Source organism: Roseovarius amoyensis (genome assembly GCF_003260265.1).
Classification (GTDB): Bacteria; Pseudomonadota; Alphaproteobacteria; order Rhodobacterales; family Rhodobacteraceae; genus Roseovarius; species Roseovarius amoyensis.
In genome coordinates this window covers 15750-37626 of sequence record NZ_QITQ01000010.1, presented here as the reverse complement: position 1 = coordinate 37626, position 21877 = coordinate 15750, and the positions used below count along the sequence as shown (strand labels likewise).

General features: G+C 65.7%; 24 protein-coding genes and 2 tRNA genes. 13 read left to right on the top strand and 13 right to left on the bottom strand.

The features are described 5' to 3' along the window. The first annotated feature begins 35 nt into the window (after positions 1 to 35). From rpmF to DL899_RS10325, 7 genes are all read left to right on the top strand, one after another. Complete coding sequence (rpmF, locus tag DL899_RS10355) at positions 36 to 242, top strand: 50S ribosomal protein L32 (RefSeq protein ID WP_111734281.1); 207 nt, start codon at positions 36 to 38, stop codon at positions 240 to 242. 22 nt (positions 243 to 264) lie between these two features. Continuing rightward, positions 265 to 1374, top strand: a complete 1110-nt coding sequence (plsX, locus tag DL899_RS10350; protein WP_111734280.1) for a phosphate acyltransferase PlsX — start codon at positions 265 to 267, stop codon at positions 1372 to 1374. Further along, positions 1371 to 2345: a beta-ketoacyl-ACP synthase III gene (locus tag DL899_RS10345; protein ID WP_111734279.1), complete on the top strand. Its 975-nt coding sequence runs from the start codon at positions 1371 to 1373 to the stop codon at positions 2343 to 2345. The genes plsX and DL899_RS10345 overlap by 4 nt, the downstream gene beginning before the upstream one ends. Before the next feature lie 107 nt (positions 2346 to 2452). Beyond that, positions 2453 to 2755 carry an integration host factor subunit alpha gene (gene ihfA / locus DL899_RS10340; RefSeq protein WP_111734278.1) on the top strand — a complete coding sequence of 101 codons (303 nt, stop codon included), beginning with the start codon at positions 2453 to 2455 and terminating at the stop codon, positions 2753 to 2755. Positions 2756 to 2766: 11 nt separating this feature from the next. After that, complete coding sequence (locus tag DL899_RS10335) at positions 2767 to 3648, top strand: MerR family transcriptional regulator (protein ID WP_111734277.1); 882 nt, start codon at positions 2767 to 2769, stop codon at positions 3646 to 3648. A gap of 62 nt (positions 3649 to 3710) precedes the next feature. Continuing rightward, positions 3711 to 3787 (top strand) — tRNA-Pro (locus tag DL899_RS10330). A 73-nt stretch (positions 3788 to 3860) separates the two neighbouring features. Beyond that, a complete protein-coding gene (locus DL899_RS10325) occupies positions 3861 to 4934 on the top strand; it encodes a 2'-deoxycytidine 5'-triphosphate deaminase (RefSeq protein WP_111734363.1) in 1074 nt (357 codons plus the stop codon). A gap of 7 nt (positions 4935 to 4941) precedes the next feature. Here the strand turns inward: DL899_RS10325 and DL899_RS10320 are convergent, their stop codons facing one another. The 7 genes from DL899_RS10320 to DL899_RS10290 all read right to left on the bottom strand — a co-directional run bounded on the left by DL899_RS10320 (position 4942) and on the right by DL899_RS10290 (position 11822). Further along, positions 4942 to 5157 (bottom strand): hypothetical protein, encoded by a 216-nt coding sequence (locus DL899_RS10320; protein WP_111734276.1) that lies wholly within the window; start codon positions 5155 to 5157, stop codon positions 4942 to 4944. 95 nt (positions 5158 to 5252) lie between these two features. Next, positions 5253 to 5903, bottom strand: a complete 651-nt coding sequence (gene scpB, locus DL899_RS10315) for an SMC-Scp complex subunit ScpB (RefSeq protein ID WP_239494674.1) — start codon at positions 5901 to 5903, stop codon at positions 5253 to 5255. A gap of 114 nt (positions 5904 to 6017) precedes the next feature. After that, positions 6018 to 6830, bottom strand: coding sequence for a segregation and condensation protein A (locus DL899_RS10310; RefSeq protein WP_111734361.1), 813 nt, complete (start codon positions 6828 to 6830; stop codon positions 6018 to 6020). Beyond that, complete coding sequence (gene nagZ / locus DL899_RS10305) at positions 6820 to 7833, bottom strand: beta-N-acetylhexosaminidase (protein ID WP_111734275.1); 1014 nt, start codon at positions 7831 to 7833, stop codon at positions 6820 to 6822. The genes DL899_RS10310 and nagZ overlap by 11 nt, the downstream gene beginning before the upstream one ends. Continuing rightward, entirely contained in the window at positions 7830 to 8705 is an 876-nt protein-coding gene (locus DL899_RS10300; protein ID WP_111734274.1) for an SPOR domain-containing protein, read from the bottom strand. Before DL899_RS10300 ends, nagZ begins: the two co-directional genes overlap by 4 nt. Before the next feature lie 87 nt (positions 8706 to 8792). Further along, on the bottom strand, positions 8793 to 10538 hold the full coding sequence (gene argS, locus DL899_RS10295) for an arginine--tRNA ligase (RefSeq protein ID WP_111734273.1): 1746 nt from the start codon (positions 10536 to 10538) through the stop codon (positions 8793 to 8795). Between the two features lie 75 nt (positions 10539 to 10613). Further along, entirely contained in the window at positions 10614 to 11822 is a 1209-nt protein-coding gene (locus tag DL899_RS10290; RefSeq protein WP_111734272.1) for a deoxyguanosinetriphosphate triphosphohydrolase, read from the bottom strand. An 80-nt stretch (positions 11823 to 11902) separates the two neighbouring features. On the opposite strand from DL899_RS10290, the gene DL899_RS10285 reads away from it, so the two are divergent. Then, a complete protein-coding gene (locus tag DL899_RS10285; RefSeq protein ID WP_111734271.1) occupies positions 11903 to 12226 on the top strand; it encodes a HesB/IscA family protein in 324 nt (107 codons plus the stop codon). 41 nt (positions 12227 to 12267) lie between these two features. On the opposite strand, the gene DL899_RS10280 is transcribed toward DL899_RS10285, so the two are convergent. Genes DL899_RS10280 through DL899_RS10270 form a run of 3 tightly spaced genes read right to left on the bottom strand, consistent with a single transcriptional unit; the run spans position 12268 to position 14837 of the window. After that, a complete protein-coding gene (locus DL899_RS10280) occupies positions 12268 to 13182 on the bottom strand; it encodes a DMT family transporter (RefSeq protein ID WP_204355295.1) in 915 nt (304 codons plus the stop codon). Beyond that, positions 13179 to 14297, bottom strand: a complete 1119-nt coding sequence (locus tag DL899_RS10275) for a DUF6902 family protein (RefSeq protein ID WP_111734359.1) — start codon at positions 14295 to 14297, stop codon at positions 13179 to 13181. The genes DL899_RS10280 and DL899_RS10275 overlap by 4 nt, the downstream gene beginning before the upstream one ends. 54 nt (positions 14298 to 14351) lie before the next feature. After that, positions 14352 to 14837 carry a DUF6749 family protein gene (locus DL899_RS10270; protein WP_111734270.1) on the bottom strand — a complete coding sequence of 162 codons (486 nt, stop codon included), beginning with the start codon at positions 14835 to 14837 and terminating at the stop codon, positions 14352 to 14354. Positions 14838 to 15158: 321 nt separating this feature from the next. Between DL899_RS10270 and xth the strand changes: the two genes are divergently transcribed. Beyond that, positions 15159 to 15941: an exodeoxyribonuclease III gene (xth, locus tag DL899_RS10265; protein ID WP_111734269.1), complete on the top strand. Its 783-nt coding sequence runs from the start codon at positions 15159 to 15161 to the stop codon at positions 15939 to 15941. A 16-nt stretch (positions 15942 to 15957) separates the two neighbouring features. On the opposite strand, the gene DL899_RS10260 is transcribed toward xth, so the two are convergent. After that, complete coding sequence (locus DL899_RS10260) at positions 15958 to 17127, bottom strand: FAD-dependent monooxygenase (RefSeq protein WP_111734268.1); 1170 nt, start codon at positions 17125 to 17127, stop codon at positions 15958 to 15960. 81 nt (positions 17128 to 17208) lie between these two features. After that, complete coding sequence (gene dksA / locus DL899_RS10255) at positions 17209 to 17664, bottom strand: RNA polymerase-binding protein DksA (protein WP_111734267.1); 456 nt, start codon at positions 17662 to 17664, stop codon at positions 17209 to 17211. A 147-nt stretch (positions 17665 to 17811) separates the two neighbouring features. Between dksA and DL899_RS10250 the strand changes: the two genes are divergently transcribed. The 4 genes from DL899_RS10250 to DL899_RS10240 all read left to right on the top strand — a co-directional run bounded on the left by DL899_RS10250 (position 17812) and on the right by DL899_RS10240 (position 21616). Then, positions 17812 to 18651, top strand: a complete 840-nt coding sequence (locus DL899_RS10250; protein ID WP_111734266.1) for an AAA family ATPase — start codon at positions 17812 to 17814, stop codon at positions 18649 to 18651. Positions 18652 to 18868: 217 nt separating this feature from the next. Then, entirely contained in the window at positions 18869 to 20251 is a 1383-nt protein-coding gene (locus DL899_RS10245; RefSeq protein WP_111734265.1) for a DUF2927 domain-containing protein, read from the top strand. 3 nt (positions 20252 to 20254) lie between these two features. Further along, entirely contained in the window at positions 20255 to 20422 is a 168-nt protein-coding gene (locus DL899_RS19635) for a hypothetical protein (RefSeq protein WP_204355294.1), read from the top strand. A gap of 9 nt (positions 20423 to 20431) precedes the next feature. After that, positions 20432 to 21616 (top strand): vWA domain-containing protein, encoded by a 1185-nt coding sequence (locus tag DL899_RS10240; RefSeq protein WP_111734264.1) that lies wholly within the window; start codon positions 20432 to 20434, stop codon positions 21614 to 21616. Between the two features lie 47 nt (positions 21617 to 21663). Here the strand turns inward: DL899_RS10240 and DL899_RS10235 are convergent. Then, positions 21664 to 21737, bottom strand: a tRNA-Gly gene (locus DL899_RS10235). Positions 21738 to 21877 lie beyond the last annotated feature (140 nt).

Here is a 21877-nt window from a genome sequence, read left to right as displayed (position 1 = left end):
AGGGGCCGAGCGCCCCGCCAGATTGAGGTTGCGACATGGCCGTCCAGCAGAACAAAGTATCGAAATCGCGCCGCAACAACCGCCGCGCGCACGATTCCCTTATCGCAGCCAATCCCTGCGAATGCCCCAATTGCGGCGAACTCAAACGTCCGCACCACGTCTGCGTTGCCTGCGGACACTATGCCGATCGTGAAGTCGTGAGCCTGATCGAAGACGTCGATCTGGAAGACGACGCGGCCTGACACGGCCGGAGGCGGGCGCCCGATGACCGCAGATCGCGATCAGACCGAGCCGCGCGCCAAACGCACCATTATTTCCGTCGATGCGATGGGTGGCGACCTGGGGCCGGGGACAGTTGTCGCCGGCGTCGCGCTGTCCGCACACAAGAACGACGAGATAGGCTTTATCCTGCATGGGCGCCGCGACGTGCTGGAACCGCTGGTCGCGCGGCGTCGGAACCTTGCCGGGCGATGCGAGATCCGCGACGCCCCCGAAATCGTCGCAATGGACGAAAAGCCCAGCCAGGTGATGCGCCGCGGGCGCGAAACCTCGATGTGGTCCGCCCTGGAATCGGTGCGCAGCGGCGAGGCGACGGTATGCGTTTCCTGCGGCAACACCGGCGCGCTGCTGCTGATGTCGGTGGTGCGGCTGCGCAAGCTGCCGGGCATCTACCGCCCCGCCATCGGCGTGCTGTGGCCGTCGCCGAACCCGCAAGGCTTCAACATCATGCTCGACGGCGGCGCCGACATCCGGGCCGACGCCAAGGACCTGATGCAATACGCGCTGATGGGCACGTCCTATGCGCGCAACGGATTCGGGCTGAAACGGCCGCGCGTCGGGCTGCTGAATGTCGGCACAGAGGAACACAAGGGCCGCGCCGAGCTGAAAGAGGCTTATGATCTCATCGCCGCCAACGCCCGCGTCGCCGAGTTCGAATTCGTGGGCTTCGTCGAGGGCCGTGACCTGCCCGGCACGCTGTGCGACGTCATCGTGACCGACGGATTTACCGGCAACATCGCGCTGAAAACCGGCGAAGGTGTGGCGCGGCTGATCTCGGACCTGCTGCGCGAGGCATTCAGCCACACACCGCTGTCACGCATCGCCGCGCTGCTGACGATGACCTCGATGCGGCGTTTCAAGAAACGCATCGACCCCCGCCGCGCAAATGGCGGGGTGTTTCTGGGGCTGAACGGCACGGTGGTCAAATCCCACGGCGCGGCCGACGCCACCGGGGTTTCGGCCGCGGTAAAGCTGGCATTTCAACTGGCGCAATCGGGTTTTACCGAAAAATTGGCCGCACGGGTTGCATCCGCCTCGCTGCTTGAGCAGGATGACGAAGCCGCAGAAGAAAAAAATAGTGGTGACTCTCAATGACAATACGTGCCGTCGTGGAAGGTGTCGGGCAGTATCTTCCCGAACGGATCGTTCCCAATGCCTGGTTCGAGGAATTTCTCGACACGTCCGACGAATGGATTCGCACCCGTTCCGGCATCGAGCGGCGGCATTTCGCGGCCGAGGGTGAAAACACCTCGGACATGGCGGTTCATGCCGCCCGCGCGGCACTGGCGCAAGCCGGCCTTGGCGTTGACGACATCGACGGCATCCTGGTCGCCACATCGACGCCGGATATGACCTTTCCGTCGGTCGCCACGATGGTGCAGTCCGATCTGGGCATGACCCACGGCTTTGCCTTCGACGTGCAGGCGGTCTGCGCCGGTTTCATCTATGCGCTGGCCAACGCCAACGCGCTGATCGTTTCGGGCCAGGCCAAGCGGCTGCTGATCATCGGCGCCGAGACCTTCAGCCGAATCCTGGACTGGGAAGATCGCGCCACCTGCGTTCTGTTCGGCGACGGCGCCGGGGCATTGGTGCTGGGCGCGGCCGAGGGCGAAGGCACCAAAGATGACCGCGGCATCCTGTCGGTCGATCTCAATTCCGACGGGCGCTATCGCGACCTGCTTTACGTCGATGGCGGCGTTTCCAGCACCGGCAGCGCCGGCAAGGTCCGCATGAAGGGCAACGCGCTGTTCCGCCAGGCGGTGGAAAAGCTGACATCGACCGCCGAAAGCGCCCTTTCCGCCGCCGGGCTGAAAGACGACGACATCAACTGGATCGTGCCGCACCAGGCCAATATCCGCATCATCGCCGGTACCGCGAAAAAACTGGGCGTGCCGATGTCGCGGGTGATCGTCACCGTGCAGGAACATGGCAACACATCTGCCGCCTCGATCCCGCTGGCCCTGGCCGAGGGCGTGGCCCAGGGCAAGATCAAGCGCGGCGACCTGATCATATCGGAGGCGATCGGCGGCGGTCTGGCCTGGGGCGCGGTGGTGCTGCGCTGGTAGGCCCCGGCAGGGGCCCAAAAGCCGCTTAAACTCCTTCGCCCAAGTCATTGACATTGACTCGTAAATTCCTTGCACCCTAAAGTCTTTCCAAAGAGCGAGGGGATGTCATGGGCGACAAGACGTTGACAAGGATGGATCTGAGCGAGGCCGTGTTCCACGAGGTGGGCCTTTCCCGAAACGATTCCGCACAGCTTGTGGAAAGTGTCCTGAACCACATATCGGACGCGCTGGTGCGCGGCGAGCAGGTCAAGATATCATCCTTCGGCACCTTTTCCGTGCGTGAAAAATCGGCCCGCGTGGGGCGCAACCCCAAGACCGGGCAAGAGGTGCCGATCCAGCCGCGCCGGGTGCTGACATTTCGCCCGTCGCACCTGATGAAAGACCGCGTCGCCGCCGGCAACCGAAGCTAGCGCAGGCCCCGATGGCCAAGTCAGCAGACGCATTCCGCACCATCAGCGAGGTCGCCGACTGGCTCGAGACCCCGGCGCATGTCCTGCGATTCTGGGAAAGCAAGTTTTCGCAGGTCAAACCGGTCAAGCGCGCCGGCGGTCGGCGGTACTATCGCCCCCAGGACATGCGGCTGCTGGGTGGGATAAAAAAGCTGCTGCACGATGACGGGATGACCATCAAGGGCGTGCAGAAACTCTTGCGCGACAAGGGGGTCAAGCACGTCGCCGCGCTGTCGGCCCCGCTTGCGGACGAGAGCAAAGAGGAAGCCCGCGCCTGGACCGTCGAGGCGGTGCAGCCGACCGAAACGCCCTCGCCCCCCGAACCGGCGCGGGTGCTGGATTTCCGCCGTAATGACGACGCGTCCGAACCGGAACAGGACGCGCCGGTCGAATTGGCCACCGACAGCCAGGTCGAACAGCCCGCCCCCCCGGAAACGGACGAGGAACAGGGTGCAAGCGCCTCTGAACCGGTGGTGCCACAAACCGAGCCGACCGAGGCACCGGATGCGCCGGACGTGGCCGAAGAGCCCCCCGCCGAAGAACCCGGAGCGGACACCCCCGAAGCGGGAAAAGGAAAGCTGCCCGGCTTTCTCAGCCGTCCGGCGGAAGAGGCGCCGATCGCCGCAGAGCCAGACAAGCCTGAAGAGGCCGCAGAGCCAGAGCCGGCCACCCCTGCCCCGCGCCCGGCCGAGGTCGACGTTCCGCTGGACCCGGACGATTCCGAATTCGCCCATCCCGGAATTCTCAGCCGCATCATCGCCCTGCCCCGCCCCCTGCCCGCCCCGATAGCCGAGGCCGCCCGCCCCCTGCTGGCGCAGCTTGACGCATTGCGGGCGGCATCCGGCGACGAATAGCTTTGAAAATGCGCCATTGCCCCTTGCCCGCGCCGGCAAATCGGTTATGACACGCGGGTCGTCGGGCTATAGCGCAGTTTGGTAGCGCGTCCGTCTGGGGGACGGGAGGTCGCAGGTTCGAATCCTGCTAGCCCGACCAAATCTACCCGCCCCGTCTGTGTTCGCGAAAGCCGATGCGCCACGAACTGGCCGGGGCCGACGGGAGGATGAGCATGACCGGAGTTCTGGCCAGCCAGCAATTGAGGGCGCTCATCGCCGACGGCCGCATTTCGGCCCCATCGCCCGTGCTGCCCGAACAGATCCAGCCTGCGAGCCTCGATTTGCGGCTGGGCAATGTCGCGTATCGCGTGCGCGCCTCGTTTCTGTCGGGGGCAGAGCACCGGGTTGCCGACCGGCTGACGGAATTCGAAATGCACCAGATTGACATCAGCAATGGCGCGGTCCTGGAAAAGGGCTGTGTCTATGTCGTCGAACTGATGGAGGTGCTGGACCTGCCCGCCTCGGTGCACGCGGTGGCGAACGCCAAGTCCTCGACCGGGCGGCTGGACCTGCTGACGCGCGCGATCACCGACCGGGGCTGCGAGTTCGACCGCATCCCGGCGGGCTATACCGGCCCGATCTATGCGGAAATCTGCCCGCGTTCGTTTTCAGTGCTGGTGCGCCCGGGCATGCGGCTGAACCAGATCAGGTTCCGCGAGGGCCAGGCGGTACTGGACGATGACGAGTTGGCGGCGCTGCACCAACGCTCGCCGCTGGTCGATGGCCCGGCGGTCATTTCCGACGGGCTGGGGTTTTCGGTCGATCTGAAACCGCAAAAGGGCACCTTGGTGGGCTGGCGGGCCAAGCCCCACACCGGCGTCATCGACCTGGACCGCGTGGGCCATTACGACCCAGCCGAGTTCTGGGAAGAAGTGCACAGCGACCAGGGTCGCATCATCCTGGACCCCGGCGCGTTCTATATCCTCGTCAGCCGCGAGGCGGTGCATATCCCGCCCGAATATGCCGCCGAGATGGCCCCCTACCTGGCGATGGTGGGCGAATTCCGGGTGCATTACGCGGGATTTTTTGATCCCGGCTTTGGCCACGATGCTGCCGGCGGGACCGGATCACGCGGGGTGTTGGAGGTGCGCTGCCACGAGGCGCCTTTCGTGCTGGAGCATGGCCAGGTGGTGGGCCGGCTGGTCTATGAACGCATGGACCAAGTGCCCGAACGCCTGTACGGCGCCGGGATCGCATCCAACTATCAGGGTCAGGGGCTGAAACTGTCCAAGCACTTTCGCGGCTAGGGACGGCTCAGAACCGGCCGAATCGCCGCGTCATGCGCAGCGTCCGGCGCATGCGCTGGCGGGTCTTGCCGGTGTTGGGTGCCGCGCTCGCCTGCTGCTGGCCCTCGCCCTTGCCCCGGTTCACCCGCTTGCCCACCGCGTCGATGCCGGCATTGACACCCGAACGCATCAGCCGCCGCATGACCATGCGGATCACCATGTTGATCATCTGGTTGGCGTTCATCGCGCCCTCCGTTCATGCCTGCTCGGCACAAAGATAATACCGAAATATGCGATTTTCAGGGCAATGGCGGCCAAATGCCACCGCCTCCCGCCGGATCAGTCATCAAACAGCATGTCCTGTTCGTCATCTTCATCGCCGTCCTCGCCCCCGCCTCGGGTCAGGCTGTCGGGGGGGGGCCGGCTGTCCAGCAGGCCGGCGGCGCGCAGCTCCTTCAGTCCGGGCAGGTCGCGCGTGCTTTCCAGTCCGAAATGATCCAGGAAGTGTTGCGTGACAACGAATGTCACCGGCCGGCCCGGCGTGCTGCGCCGGCGGCCAAAGCGGACCCATTCGAGTTCCAGCAACTGGTCCAGCGTGCCGCGGCTGACCGAAACGCCGCGAATTTCCTCGATCTCGGCGCGGGTGACGGGTTGGTGATAGGCGATGATCGCCAGCGTTTCGGTCGCCGCGCGGCTGAGCTTGCGGGTCTCGACCGTCTCTTTCTGCATCAGATAGCCCAGGTCGGGCGCGGTGCGCATCGCCCAGGCCTCGCCCACCTTGATCAGGCGGACGCCGCGCCCTTCGTACCGGCGGGCAAGGTTGGCCAGCGCCTGGGCCGCGTCGCAGCCATGGGGCATGCGCGCCTCCAACTCAGCCCGGGTCAGCGGCTCGGCGCTGGCAAACAGCATCGCCTCGCACATCCGTTCCTGTTCTGCCGGCGGCGGGGCCTCGAAAAGGCTTTGTTCCTTGTTTTCGGTCTCTTCACTCACAACGCTGATCCAATTCCATCCGCCAGAACGGGGCGCGAAATCTTGAAAAGATTTCGCCCCGCTTTCTTTTCAAGAAAGCGGCAGCATGGCACCCGATCAGAGTTTCCCTGCTTTTTACGCATCCGCAGCCCCCTTGCGCCGCAGTTGGACCGGCGCGAAATGCTCGGACTGGCGCAACTCGGCGCGCCCTTCCTTGACCAGTTCCAGCGCCGCCGCAAAGGTCGACGCCGTCGCCGAACGCCGCCGCGCCGGATCGCTGCCCATGCCCTCTGGCAGATAGCTGGAAATGTCGGTCCAGGTTCCGGAAAAGCCGATCAGCCCGCGCATCCGGTCCAGCGCCTCGTCCAGCGTCACCACCCAGTCGCGGTCCATCACATAGGGGCGAAACTCGTCGCGGGTGCGGATGCGGGCATAGGCGTGCATCAGGTCCAGCAGCGTGGCGGTGTGGATGACCCGCTTGACCCGCATCACGTCCTCGGGAATGCCGCGGGCGAACACGTCGCGCCCCAGCCGGTCGCGCGCCATCAGCCGCGCGGCGGCCTCGCGCATGGCCTGCAGGCGTTCCAGCTGAAACGCCAGATGCGCCGCCAGTTCCTCGCCCGATGGCCCTTCGTCCGTCGGGTCGGGGGGCAGCAGCAGCCGCGATTTCAAAAACGCCAGCCAGGCCGCCATCACCAGGTAATCCGCCGCCAGTTCGATGCGCAGCGCCTTGGCCTTTTCGACAAAGGCCAGGTATTGCCGCGCGAGTTGCAGCACCGATATCTGGCGCAGGTCCACCTTTTGCGTGCGCCCCAGCGTCAGCAACAGGTCGAGCGGCCCCTCGAAACCATCGACATCGACGATCAGCGACTCGGCCGCCATGCGGTCGGCCACGCTGTCAAACGCACCCTCGCCCGCCGCCGTTTCGTCAAATCTGTCAGTCACCATCGCCACGCCCATCTGTCAGGGCGTCAAGTCTTGCCGTCAGGGCCGGAATGTCAACCGCGTCGGGCGCCCTGCGCGCCGCCAGTGCGCGTTCGGCCCGCGTCTGGGCAATGGCGGAAAAGCGGCCCGCCGCATCGGCCACTGCCTGTTTTTCCGACAGGGTGCCGTTGCAAAACAGCACCGCGTCGCACCCTGCCGCCAGCGCATCAACCGCGATCTGGTCAAGGGGGCCGTCCAGCGCCTTCATGCCGATGTCGTCGGTCATCACCAGCCCGTCAAAGCCGATCTCGTCGCGCACAAGGCGCATCATCGCCGGCGACAGGGTGGCGGGACGGTCGTCGAAGGCGGGATAGACCACATGCGCGGTCATCGCCATCGGCAGATCCGAGAGCACCTTGAAGGGGGCGAAATCCACCTCTTGCAGCTCTTTGGCCGGGGCATCGGCGACGGGCAGCGCCTTGTGGCTGTCGATGGTGGCGCGGCCATGACCGGGAATATGCTTGAGCACCGGCAGCACCCCACCGGCCAACAGCCCCTCGGCCACCGCCCGCCCGATCCGCGCCACCGCACCCGGATCGGTGCCATAGCAGCGGTTTCTCAGAAACGGATGCGTGGCGTCGCAGGCCACGTCGACCAGTGGCGCGCAGTTGCCGTCGATGCCCAGCGCCCGCAGTTCCGCCGCGATCAGGCGATAGCGCAGATACATGACCTCTTCGGCATGTGCGGTTCCGGCTGCGGCAACATGATCGAGCGGCGCCGGCCAGCCGCGCCATTGCGGCGGGCACAGCCGCGCCACCCGCCCGCCTTCCTGGTCGATCAGGATCGGAGCCTCGCGCCCGACACAGGCGCGCATCTCGTCGCACAGCGCTGCCAGTTGGGCAGGGGTGTCGACATTGCGCGCGAACAGGATAAAGCCGAACGGATCGGCAGCGGTGAAAAAGCGGCGTTCTGCAGGCGTCAGGCGCAGCCCCCCGGCATCAAGAATGCAGGCACCGAAATGGCTCAACGCACGACCACGGGGATGCACTCTACCCGTTCGGCCACCAGTGCCGAGCAAAAGCGGCGTGCCTCGGAAAGATCGGAAAAGCCCATCGCCCGAAGCCGATAGAAGGTGCGTCCGCCGCTTTCGGCCTTTTGAATCACGCGGTTCTTGTCGGCAAGGTATTCGTCAAAGCGCCCCGCAAGCCGGTCCCATTCCTGGATCGCGATCTCGCGGCTGGCAAAGGCGCCAAGCTGCGCCAGCCGCGTGCCGACGGGGATGGTGTCGGGGTCGATGTCGCGCACCGTGGCCCCGGCCACGGCGGCCAACGCCACCGCCTCGGGACTGGTGGCAAGGGTCTGCGGGCGCAGCCGCGGACGCAGCGAACGGCCGATGCCGCCGGTGACGGGGGCCGACGCGGCGGGCAGTTCCTGCAACGGCTCTACCCCCTCGGCCAGTGCTTCGGCCACCGCCTCGGCCCGGGCAAGGCGCAGCGTCGCTTCATCCGCCGCCGGGCTGTCGCCGCGTTCTGCCTGGCCGGAATCCGTGCGCGCGGTCACCGCGACCGATTCCAGCGTCAGATCCAGCGGCGCGGGCGCCAGGATCAGCCGGTCGGGCGGATCGTCCGCCGCGCCTTCGGCCAGGATCGCGTTGACCGACAGCCCCTGGTGCGGCGCCTGCTGGCCACCGGGATCATCCGGCGCAATGCGCATCGGGTCCTGGCTGGCGCGCACCACCGGAACGCCGCTGACATCGCGCACAACCATCCGGTAGCCCCAGATGCCGATGCCGACGATCAGCGCCAGCGACGTGACTGCGCCGATGAGATTGAAGAAAAATCTCAGGGGGGCCGCCTGCCCCGCGGGATCCTCGGAATACGTCTGACCTGCGTCTGCCATCTCTCGCCTCGCCCACGCCTGGCGATACGATGCCGCCGGGCTGTTCATTGCTGCCTCTTGCGCCCGGCGATTGAAAAATGGACGCGCTTAGCGCATCTCGTTCGCCGGTGTCACGCCAAGAATACCAAGACCGGCCGAAATGACAACGGCCACGGCCCGGACCAGCGCGATTTTGGCCTGACTAGTGGCCGGCGCGTCCTCTTGCAGAAACCGCAGGGCGGGTTCGTCGTTGCCCCGATTCCACAGCGCGTGGAATTCGCTGGCCAGGTCATAGAGATAGAACGCCACCCGGTGGGGTTCGTGCGTGCGCGCGGCGGTTTCCACCAGCCGCGGCCATTCGGCCAGTTTGCGGGCCACGGCAAGTTCGGCTTGGTGGGCAAGCCCCGACAGGTCTGCCGCGCCAAGCGCCCCGTCGGATACGTCGATCCCTGCCGCCTCTGCCTTGCGCAGGACGGAACAGGCCCGCGCATGAGCGTACTGGACGTAAAAGACCGGGTTTTCGCGGGTCTGTTCCAGCACCTTGTCGAAATCGAAATCAAGCGGCGCATCGTTCTTGCGCGTCAGCATCACGAAGCGGGTCACGTCAGGGCCGACCTGATCGACCACATCACGCAGCGTGACAAATGTGCCGGCCCGCTTGGACATCTTGAAGGGTTCGCCGTTCTTGAACAGCCTCACAAGCTGCGTCAGCTTGATATCCAGCGGCACCTTTCCGTCACTCAGCGCGCTGACGGCGGCCTTCATGCGCTTGACATAGCCGCCGTGATCGGCGCCGAACACGTCGATCAACGCATCGAAGCCACGCGAAATCTTGTCGTAGTGATAGGCGATGTCGGGCGCGAAATAGGTCCAGCTGCCATCGGATTTCATCACCGGGCGGTCGGTGTCGTCGCCATGTTCGGTCGAACGGAAAAGCGTCTGCTGGCGCGGTTCCCAATCCTCGGGCAGCTTGCCCTTGGGCGGCTCCAGCACGCCCTCGTAGATCAGGCCCTTTTCCTTGAGCGTCTTGAGCGCCTCTTCGATGCGGCCGGTGCCGTAAAGCGACTTTTCCGAAAAGAACACGTCCATGCTGACGCCCAGCGCGGCCAGGTCATCGCGGATCAGGTCCATCATCGCCTCGGTCGCGTAGGTGCGCAGCTCGTCCAGCCAGACCGACTCGGGCTGGCCGACCCAGGCATCGCCCTTCTTTTTGGCCAGCGCCCCGCCGACCGGCTTGAGGTAATCGCCGGGATAGGTTCCGTCCTCGAACGCGACCTCCTGGCCCAGCGCCTCAAGATAGCGCAGATAGACCGAGCGGGCCAGAACATCGACCTGCGCGCCACCATCGTTGATGTAGTATTCGCGCGTCACGTCATAGCCGGAATAGGCCAGCAGGCTGGCCAGCGCATCGCCGAAAACGGCGCCACGGGTGTGGCCCACATGCAGCGGGCCGGTGGGGTTGGCAGAGACATATTCGACGTTGATCCGCTGCCCCTGCCCCAACTGCGAGCGCCCGTAATCGGTGCCATTGGCCAGCGCGGCGCGAACGACCCCATGCCACAGCCCGTCCGCCAGCCGCAGGTTCAGAAAGCCGGGGCCCGCGACCTCGGCGCTGGTAATGCGGTCGTCGGACGCCAGGCGCGCGGCCAGGGCCTCGGCAATGTCGCGGGGCTTTTTCCCGGCAGGCTTGGCCAGAACCATCGCGGCGTTGGTGGCCATGTCGCCATGCAGCGCATCGCGCGGTGGCTCGACCGTGACCGCGGCGGTTTCCAGCCCCTCGGGCAGATCACCCGCCGCCTGCATCGCCTCGATCGCCTCCAGCACGCGGGCGCGGATATCGGTGAAAAGGTTCATGGCGCTCTTACCCCTCGGTTTCAGGCGCCGGTTTACCACCGCCAGCCTTGGCGTCAATCGGGGCCGTCGCGCCGCTCAGTCGCGCCGCTCGCCCGCCCCGCCGGGACCGCCCAGCAGGCTGGCATGGGCCTGCAGGGCATAGCGGTCGGTCATGCCCGAGATATAATCGCTGACCAGCCGCGCGAGGGCGGTTTCATCGTGTGCCGCCGCGACCTCGTTCTGCCAGCGCGCGGGCAGATGGCCGGGCTCGGCCATGTAAAAGGGAAACAGCTCTTCGACCACGCGGGTCACCTGTTCGCGCATCCTCATCACCGTGGGGGCGCGGTACATACGGGTAAAGAGAAAGCTGCGGATCTGTTTCAGGTCGGCCCACAGCGCGGGCGAAAACCGGATCACGGGGCGGCCCAGGTGGCGCACCGCCGCCGCGTTTTCGGGCGCGGTTTCGGCAAGGATCGCGCGCGAGGTGTTGATCACGTCGGCCACCATCACGCCAAAGACCCGGCGCAGCGCCTCGTGCCGGCGGCGATAGGGGTCGAGCGCCGGCCACAGGCGGTCGACCTCGGCATAGGCCTCGCCGACGATGGGCAGGGCGCGGACGTCACCCTCGTCGAACAGTCCCGCACGCAGCCCGTCATGCAGATCGTGGTTGTTATAGGCGATGTCGTCGGCCAGCGCAGCAACCTGGGCCTCGGCCCCGGCATGGGTGTGCAGTTCCAGATCGTGGCGGGTGGCGTATTCGGCCAGCGCCCAGGGCAAGTCACCCGTTTCCGTGCCATCAGTCACCGGGCCATCACCCCGCAGGGGCGTCACCGGGCCGTTATGTTTGGCGATCCCCTCCAGCGTCTCCCATGTCAGGTTGAGCCCGTCAAAGGCGGCATAGTGGCGTTCCAGCGATGTCACGATGCGCAGCGCCTGCGCGTTGTGATCAAACCCGCCATAGGGCGCCATCAGCGCGTTCAGCGCATCCTCGCCGGTATGGCCGAACGGGGTGTGGCCCAGGTCATGCGCCAGCGCCACCGCCTCTGTCAGTTCGGCATTCAGACCCAGCGCGCCCGAGATGGTGCGCGCCACCTGCGCCACCTCGATCGAATGGGTCAGCCGGGTGCGGAAATAATCGCCCTCGTGTTCGACGAATACCTGGGTCTTGTGCTTGAGCCGGCGAAAGGCGCTGGAATGAATGATCCGGTCCCGATCCCGCTGAAAGCAGGAGCGAAAGGCGCTTTCCTCTTCGGCCACCAGCCTGCCGCGCGCCTGCGCGGGGTCGGCGGCATAGACGCTTTGCATTGCGGGCATCCTTGTCGCACGGTACTGGCGTCCATATATTCCAAGCCGCACCGGGAAGAAACCGCAAGGGACACACCGAAATGGATCTGCCACCGAAAGTGACCGAGCGCGCCTTTGCCCGCCTGGCCGAAATCGGCGCCGGCGACGAGGGCCAAGCCCTGCGAATCGCTGTCGAGGGCGGCGGCTGTTCGGGGTTTCAGTACGACATCCGCCTTGATCGGCCGGCCAAGGACGATCTTGTCCTCGAAGGCCAGGGGCAGAAGGTCGTGGTCGACACCGTGTCGCTGCCGTTCCTGTCGGGCGCGGTGATCGACTTTACCGAGGAACTGATCGGCGCCCGGTTCACCATCGAGAACCCCAACGCCAGCAGTTCCTGCGGCTGCGGAACGTCGTTCTCGATGTGACCTGATACCACCGACCGTTTTTTATTGCGCCTGGTCCCGTCTCACTCCGCCGGCACGGCATGCGCGGGCGGGCGCGGGCGGGTCTGATCCCAGACCAGCCATGTGCCCGCCGCCACCACGATGGCCGCACCCAGCCAGACCCCCACCCCCGGCCATTCGCCGAACGCGAGCGCGCCGATGACGACCATCCACAGGAACTGCAGGTTCATCAGCGGCGTGACCACATAGGCCGGCAGCAGGCGCAGTGCCGCCACCAGCACCCAGCGCGCCCCGAACAGGAACACCGCATAGGTCAGCGCCCAGCCCAGATCGGCCAACCCCATAGGTCGCCAGACAAAGGGCAGCACGCAGGCCATCACCGCCATCAGCGCCAGGTTGGGATAGAACACCTGCGTCAGCAGGTTGTCGTCACGCTGCCCGATATAGCGCGAGGCCAGCATCGACACCGTGCCCAGCAGCACCGCCGCAAAAGCCACCAGGTGCCCCAGCCCGACGCTGCCCAGCCCGGCGGGAAAGAGGCACAGCACACCGACGGTGCCCAGCCCCAGCGCCGCCCAGACCTGCGGGCGCACTGTCTCGCCCAGCGTCGGGCCCGACAGCAGCGCCGCCAGGAGCGGGATCAGCGCAATGAACAGAAAGACCTCGGCAAAGGGCAGCAGACGAAAGGCGTAGAAGAACGCCACCGAGCCCAGCACCGTGGCCCCCGCGCGCAGCGCCATCGCCCGGGGACAGCGCGTCGCCACCCCGCGCCAGCGCCCCTGGCGCCGGTTCGCCGCCAGGCTCAGCACGGCGACGACCCCCCCTGAAATCACGAAAAGCTGCGGCGCCGCATAGGTGGTCGCGAACAGCTTGGTGATGCCGTCGGCGGTGGCGATCAGGGCGGTGTAGAACAGCGTCAGCACCACCCCCGCCAGGGCGGCGGCGGGCAGCGCACGGCGGGCCGCAAGCGTGCTCATGACGGCCGCCCCCGTGCGACGGTCGCGGCGCCGGGCCGCAGCCCCGGCCCCCCGGCGCGGGCGAAGCCGCGAAAGAAGACGCTGAAATCAACCGCCTCTTCGGCCGCGGCCAGCACGTTGCGGGCCTCGTCCGACAGGCCGTCGCCGACCCGGTCGCGCATCTTGTCCCAGTCGGGGCTGCGCGCATCGCGCAGCTTGTACATGCAGTCCGACAGCTCGCGCAGCGGGCCGGCATTGGGTTCCGGCGCGGCAAAGACCACCGCCCCTTGCGGCATCTCGTGGGCAAACCCGCCACGGCCGGACAGGGCCATGAACCAGTTCAGCATCAGCCACGGGTGATAGTCGTCCATCCCGCCCGGGCGGTCGGCCGGCAGCACCTGGAACCGGTTGGCCTGGTCGGCCAGCCAGCGTTCCCACACCGGCGGCGGCGTCGCCCCGGCAAAGCGCAGCGCGATGCAGACCTCTGACAGAAGGTCGATGTTCAGTTCCAGGAATGCCAGCGTGCCGGTGTGGCACAGGCTTTCGATCATCGCCGCATCGGCACCCGGATCGCGGCGGCCGTATTCGGACAGGTAAAAGATGATATGGGTCAGCTCATAGGCCGCCTTCTTGTTGGGCAGTGCAAAGGTGGCCGACCGGCGCGCAAAGGCACGCAGACGGTCGTCAAGCCCGTGATCGCCAGCCAGCGGATCGACCCCGCGCCGCAGGCACAGACGGCGCGCCTCGGCGCGCTGCAGGTCCGACAACTCGGCCCCGACCAGCCCTTGCGACGCCACCCATTCCGCCAGCGCCACCGCCTTGTCGTCCCCGGAGTCGCCACCAAGCCCCAGATCCTCAAGATCCAGGCAGATCGACAGGAAAAAGCGGTAGTATTGCGGAAAGAACCCGATCCGCGCCTCGATGTCGCGGTAGAACCCCTCGTAAGCGGCAAGCGCGCCGGTTCCCGGCGCGGCTTTCGTGCTTTCCAGCACGTTGAGCAGTTCGGCGTTTTCCTTCAGCCAGAAAACGTCTTCGCTGCCGCGGCGCGCGCTGGCGACCCGATCAATCAGGGCCACCTGGCGCGCAGCGCGGCTGCGCTGGCGGAACGGCATGTCGAGTTGAAGAATGTCACCCATAACCTTGAATTCCCTCTTCTTGTTCGCCTTGCCGCCCCGCACAGGCAGCGGTGCTTACATGCTCGAAGTGAACATTTCGCAGCCATCGCCCTCTTCGGCCGTCACCTTGGTGGCGGGCGACATGGACGAGGTGAACGCGCCCACGGCATCGCCGGTGCGGGTTTCGCCGGCGGTCACCGGACCCATCGAGGAGGTGAACATTTCGACGGCTTCACCAGCGGTGGCGTCGCCGGCGGTGACCGGGCCCATCGACGAAGTGAACAATTCCACCGCGTCACCGGCGGCGGTGTCGGCGGCCGCGACGGGCGCCATGGAAGAGGTGAAAAGGCCCGTGGCCTCACCCGCCCCGGTATCGCCGCTCAGAACCGGCGACATCGACGAGGTGAACATTTCGACCGCGTCGCCCAGCAGGCTGTCGGTCCGCATTTCCGGCCCCATCGACGAGGTGAAGGCGCCGACCAGCGTGCCGTCATGCAGGCTGCTTTCGGACTGTTTCAGGGTGGTTTCAGTGGTGGTAACGATCTTGCGTTGTGCAGTCATTTTGCGATCTCCCCAGTTTGCGATGCCCTGAAACGCTTGCACGCAAAACGTGTCTTGCCAATATTCATTTCTCGCATAGCGAGTTATCCACAGGACCTGTATCCACGCCCCGCCAATCCAACCGATTGAAACTCGGGCGGGAAATTCGCGGCTATCTGGCGGCGAAAAAAAGTTATCCACAGGTCTGATTTAAAAGGTTTTTCAACTCCAACGTGCGTCCCGTCAAACGAATCAATCCCGCCGCCGGAGTCGCGGACCGCAACCCTTGCCAGCGCGGTCCCGCTGCGCGATAGAAAGGGGCGACAGCACGGGAGGCACGGGATGAAGATCGCCAGTTTCAACATCAACGGCATCAAGGCCCGGCTGGCCGCGCTGACCGACTGGCTGGACACGGCTCAACCCGATGTCGTGCTGCTGCAAGAGATCAAGTCGATCGACGAGGCATTCCCGCGCGAGCCGTTCGAGGAACGCGGCTACAACGTCGAAACGCACGGCCAGAAAGGCTTTAACGGGGTGGCGATCCTGTCAAAGCTGCCGCTAGAGGATGTCACCCGTGGCTTGCCCGGCGATCCGACCGACGAACAGGCGCGGTGGATCGAGGCAACGGTGACGGGCGAACACGCCACGCTCAGGCTATGCGGGCTTTACCTGCCCAACGGCAACCCCACGCCGGGTCCGAAATACGACTACAAGCTTGCCTGGATGGAGCGGCTGAAAGCACGCGCCGAGGCGCTGTTGCAGCTCGAAGAACCGCTGCTGATCGCCGGCGACTACAACGTCATCCCCCAGGACGAGGACGCCAAGCGCCCCGAGGCCTGGGCCGAGGACGCGCTGGCGCTGCCGCAATCGCGCGCCGCCTTTCGCAGGCTGCTATATCTTGGTCTGACCGATGCCTTTCGCGCCCGTGTACAGGGGCCGGGGCACTATACATTCTGGGATTACCAGGCCGGGGCGTGGCGGCGTAACGACGGCATCCGCATTGACCACATCCTGCTCAGCCCGCAGGCGGCCGACCGGCTGACCGATTGCCAGATCGACAAGCAGGTGCGCGCCGGCGAAAAGCCGTCGGACCATGTTCCAATCTGGGTGAATATCGACCTGTAGAGATTTGATTTAAAATCTAATCCCCGGCGACGACATCGTAATCGTACAGCCAGCCGAACTGCCGCGCCATTAGCCCCGGCACCACCAGGCCGCCCAGCCTCAGCGCCGCATGCGCCGCCCAGCGCGCCGGCGGAAAGGCAAGGTGATACTTGCGGGCGTTGGCATTGGCGGCCTCGACCACGCGTTTCGCGCGGCCCTTGCGCCGGCGCTGATAGGCGGCCAGCCGGTCCGCCAGCGGCCCCGGCCCCGACAGCGTGTCGGCCAGCACCCAGGCGTCCTCCAGCGCAAGGCTTGCCCCCTGCGCCATGAAGGGCAGCGTCGGATGCGCCGCATCGCCCAGAATCGCCACCCCCGGCCCGTGCCAGTTGGGCGCAACCGGGTGGCGAAAAAGCCCCCACAGATGCACGGTTTCCACCTCGGCCAGCATCGCCTGCACCTCGGGGCCGAACCCGGCAAAGGCGGCGCGCAGGTTCTCGGGGTCGTCCTGCTGGTTCCAGCTTTCCTCGGCCCAGGCCATGCGTTCCTCGACCGCAACCAGGTTCAGCGCCGAGCCATCGCGCAGCGGATAGCTGACAACATGCCGGTGCGGCCCCATATGCACCCGCGCCTCCGGGCCGCGCCCGGCGCTGTTGGGCACCACCGCGCGCCAGGCCACCTGCCGGGTAAAGAACGGCGCGGCAGTGCCGTTCAGCACCTGGCGGACGACCGAATGCAGCCCATCCGCCCCCACCACCAGGTCGGCATGCATCTTTGCCCCGTTCGCCAGCGTGATTTCGGGTTGCGGCCCGGGCGTGACGCTTTCGACCTGCTGCAACAGGCGGATGTTGACGCCGGCGGCACGCGCGCCCTCGGCCAGCAGGTCGATCAGGTCGGCGCGGTGAACGAAATGGTAATCCCGGCTTTTCAGCCGCCCAAGGTCAAGCCGCAGCAGATCGGCGCCGCCGGCATCGCACAGCCGCACCGCCCGGGCCTGCACCGACGCCGCGCGCAGCCGGTCCGCCAGCCCCAGCGCCTGCAATACGCGAAACCCGTTGGGGCTGACCTGCAGCCCGGCGCCGACCTCGCGGATTGTCTCGGCCTGCTCCAGCACCGTGACCTCGGCGCCGTGCAACCTGAGCGCGCGCGCGGCCGCAAGCCCGCCAATACCGCCGCCGACAACGGCGATGTTCATTCCGTTGAGTGCCATACCCTCCCCTCTCCCGACGAAAAACGCCGAGACCCTGGCCCCGGCGCTTTCTACATCACTTTGCCTGACGCGTCGCAGCGGTCAGTCGTCGCGGTGCACCTTTTCGCGCCGCTCGTGGCGTTCCTGGGCTTCCAGGCTCATGGTGGCGATCGGGCGTGCGTCCAGCCGCTTGAGGCTGATCGGCTCGCCGGTCACCTCGCAATAGCCGTATTCGCCGTCTTCGATGCGGCGCAGCGCGGCGTCGATCTTGGTCACCAGCTTGCGCTGACGGTCGCGCGTGCGCAGCTCCAGCGCGCGGTCGGTTTCCTCGCTGGCGCGGTCGGCAACGTCGGGGATGGCGCGGGTGCCGTCCTGAAGCCCGACAATGGTGTCACGGCTGCCCTCAAGCAGTTCGTTTCTCCAGGCGATCAGTTTGCGGCGGAAATATTCGAGCTGACGCTCGTTCATGAAGGGTTCGTCTTCGGCGGGTCGGTAGTTGTCAGGCAGAAAGACTTCTGCTTTCATGGTCGCTCCCTCGTCAAGACCAGTGTCAGGCATGAATGTCTCCTGAGGTTATCGGCGTGGGCTTACACGCAGGATCGGGGATTGTCACTACCCAATAACAACGCATTGATGTGTTTTACGTCAGCGGCTATTGTGCGCCGCGTGGCCGAACCTGACCATCTTGAAAGAGGTTGATTCCAAATGAAATTCCATGGCACCGACGCCTATGTCGCAACCGAGGACCTGACAGTTGCGGTTAACGCCGCGGTGACGCTGGAACGCCCGCTGCTGGTCAAGGGCGAACCCGGCACCGGCAAGACCGAGCTGGCCCGCCAGGTGGCCGACGCGCTGGGGATGGAGTTTCTGGAATGGAACATCAAATCAACCACCAAGGCAGCACAGGGGCTGTATGAATACGACGCCGTCAGCCGGCTGCGCGACAGCCAGCTTGGCGACGAGCGCGTGCATGACGTGCGCAACTATATCCGCAAGGGCAAGCTGTGGCAGGCGTTCGAGGCGGACACGCGCCTGGTGCTGCTGATCGACGAGATCGACAAGGCCGATATCGAGTTTCCCAATGATTTGCTGCAGGAACTCGACCGGATGGAATTCCACGTCTACGAGACCGGAGAGACCATTCGCGCCCGCCACAGACCCGTTGTGATCATCACCTCGAACAACGAAAAGGAACTGCCCGATGCGTTCCTGCGGCGGTGCTTTTTCCACTATATCCGCTTTCCCGACTCCGAAACGATGAAGCGAATCGTCGAGGTCCACTACCCCGGCATCAAGGAGTCGCTGCTGACCGCGGCGCTGACGCGGTTCTACGAGGTGCGCGACCAGGCTGGGCTGAAGAAGAAACCTTCGACATCCGAGGTTCTGGACTGGCTCAAGCTGATCCTGGCCGAGGATCTGAGCCCCGAGGACCTGCGCCGCGACGGCGCCGAGGCATTGCCGAAACTGCACGGCGCGCTGTTGAAGAACGAGCAGGATGTGCACCTGTTCGAACGGCTGGCATTCATGGCACGCGGACAGCGATAAATCAGGGACCCGGCCGCAGTTGCGGGACACAAACAGCGTCGATCTGGCGGATTTCTTTCCTCCAACGCGTGGTAGCTTTGCCAGGAACCGAATCGCAACGGCCGCGATTTTGCCGCCGGTCCCATCTATCGCCGGGCGCGGCGGGGGGCTAAGCTGGCCAGGTCGCCGCCGCCCAACACCCGGACCGGGGCGATGCAACCGTTTCGAGGGGGTGCGCATGCGCCGTGGTCTTGTGATTTCTCTTTCGCTTCTGGTCTGGCTGGCGGGCTGCGCCTCGGCGCCGCAATCCGATATGCCCACCCGCGCCGCGATGCCCGAGGCCATCGCGCTGCCGCCGATGAAGGCATTCGCAGACACGCGCCCCGTGCCGCCCACGCGCGCCAACCGCGACATCGCCCGCGATTTTCTGGACCTCGCCTTTCAGCTCGAATCGGGCCGCACGCTGACCCATCTGTCGCGATTCGAGGGGCCGATCTCGGTCCGGGTGACAGGCAACCCACCGCCCACCCTGGTGCCCGACCTGACCCGCCTGATCGCACGCCTGCGGCGCGAGGCCGGCATCGACATCGGCAGCGCCGGCCGCGAAAGCGGCCCCGCCAGCATCACCATCGAGGCCGTCTCGCGCGACGAGATCCGCCGCTATTTGCCCAAGGCGGCCTGTTTCGTGGTTCCCAACGTGTCCAGCCTGCGTGAATACGGCCGACTGCGCCATTCCCGCGAAACCAGCTGGAGCGACCTGACCGAGCGCCGGCGCATCGCCATCTTCGTGCCCGGCGACAGCGCCCCGCAAGAGGTGCGCGACTGCCTGCACGAGGAACTGGCCCAGGCCATCGGCCCGCTCAACGACCTCTACCGCCTGCCCGACAGCGTCTTCAACGACGACAACGTGCACACCGTCCTGACCGGCTTCGACATGCTGGTGCTGCGCGCCTATTACGCGCCCGAGCTGCATTCGGGCATGACCCGTCCCGAGGTGGCGCAGCGGCTGCCGGCGATCCTGTCGCGCCTGAACCCCGACGGCGATCGCATCGCCTCTCGCGGGGTGTCGCCGACACCGCGGGCCTGGGTGCGGACGATCCAGACCGCGCTTGGCCCCGGCGCAAGCGAGGCGCTGCGGCGCAACGCGGCCCGGCAGGCGCTGGCCATCGCCCAATCCCAGGGTTGGAGCGATCACCGCCTGGGCTTTAGCCATTTCGCACTGGGCCGGCTGTTGCAACTGTCCGAACCAGAGGCAGCCTTTGGCCATTTCCTGACCGCCGACCGCATCTATCGCCGGTCGACCGATACGGCGCTGCACCGGGCCCATACCTCGGCTCAACTGGCGGCCTATGCGGTCAACCAGGGCCGGGGCGCGCTGGCGCTGGAACTGATCGAGCCCCATATCGTCACCGCCCGGCAACACCAGAACGCCGCCCTGCTGGCAACGCTGATGATGCTCAAGGCCGAGGCGCTGAAGCTGGAGGGGCAGACCGAAAAGGCGGAAACAGTGCGGCTGGACAGTATCGGCTGGGCGCGATACGGCTTTGGCGCGGACTGGGCGGTGCGCGCCAAGCTGCGCGAGATCGCCGCGCTCAGCCCGCTGCGGGAAACAAACGGGTAGATCATGATCGTATTGCTGGGGGGAATTCTGGGCATCGTGACCGGCGCGCTGGTGGCGCGAAGGCGCAAGGGCAACCTTGCCGACATGGCGCAATACGGCTTTGTCTATTGTGTGTTATTCGCCTTGGCCGGGCTTTTCCTGACGATCCTTATCCACCGCTTTTCGGGCTGAGGCGCGACGATGTTCCTGCCCTTCTTCGATAACCTGCGATCCGCCGGCGTGCCGGTGTCGCTGCGCGAATACCTGACATTCCTGCAGGCGGTCGCGGCCGACCTGGTGATCTACGATGTCGAGGGGTTCTATTACCTCGCACGTACCGCGATGGTAAAAGACGAACGCCTTATCGACCGGTTCGACCGTGCATTCGCCCAAAGCTTTGAAGGGCTGGAAAAGATCGGCATCGACGAGGTGCTGAACGCCATCGACCTGCCGCGCGATTGGCTGGAAAAGCTGGCCGAAAAGCACCTGAGCGACAAAGAAAAGGCCGAAATCGAGGCGCTGGGCGGCTTTGACAAGCTGATCGAGACCCTCAAGGAGCGCCTGCGCGAACAGAAGGGTCGCCACCAGGGCGGCAGCAAGTGGATCGGAACCGCCGGCACCTCGCCCTTCGGCGCCTATGGATACAACCCCGAGGGCATCCGCATCGGCCAGGATGAAAGCCGCAACCGCCGCGCGGTCAAGGTGTGGGACCGACGCGAGTTTCGCAATTTCGACGACACTGTCGAACTGGGTACGCGCAACATCAAGGTGGCGCTCAAGCGGCTGCGCAACTGGGCGCGCGAGGGCTCTCCGGACGAGCTGGACCTTTCAGGCACCATTCGCGCGACGGCCGAGCACGGCTATCTCGACCTCAAGATGCGCCCCGAGCGGCGCAACGCGGTCAAGGTGTTGCTGTTTCTCGACGCAGGCGGCTCTATGGACCCGCATGTCAAGGTGGTGGAAGAACTGTTTTCCGCCGCCCGGGCCGAGTTCAAGCACCTAGAATACTACTATTTCCACAACTGCCTTTACGAAGGCGTCTGGCGCGACAACCGCCGGCGCTGGAACGAGGTGACGCCGACGCAGGAGGTGCTGAACACCTACAGTTCTTCCTACAAGTGCATCTTCGTCGGCGATGCCTCCATGAGCCCTTACGAGATCGCCTTTCCCGGCGGCGCCAACGAGCACTGGAACGAAGAGACCGGCGAAGTCTGGCTGAAGCGCGCGCGCGAACAGTGGCCCGACCATGTCTGGATCAACCCGGTGCCGCAGAAATACTGGCACCACACCCAGTCGATCCAGATGATCCGAGAGATATTCGACGACCGAATGATGCCGATGACGCTGTCGGGAATCGAAACGGCGATGAAGGCACTGGGCCGATAGCGCGAAGGCCCCCGAAAGGGGATGCAGGTTTCGGGTCAATCGGAAATTGGAGCGGGTGAAGGGAATCGAACCCTCGTCTGGAGCTTGGGAAGCTCTCGCTCTACCATTGAGCTACACCCGCCGCGCCCGTCAGATATCATCATGAGCAAGCCCCCTTCAAGCCCATAACACCAGCCCAAAACGATCCGCGTGAACCGCGCCGGGTTTGGCGGAGGCTGAATTTGGTTGGCTGCGCTGCCGTCAGACATCCGGCACATCCCG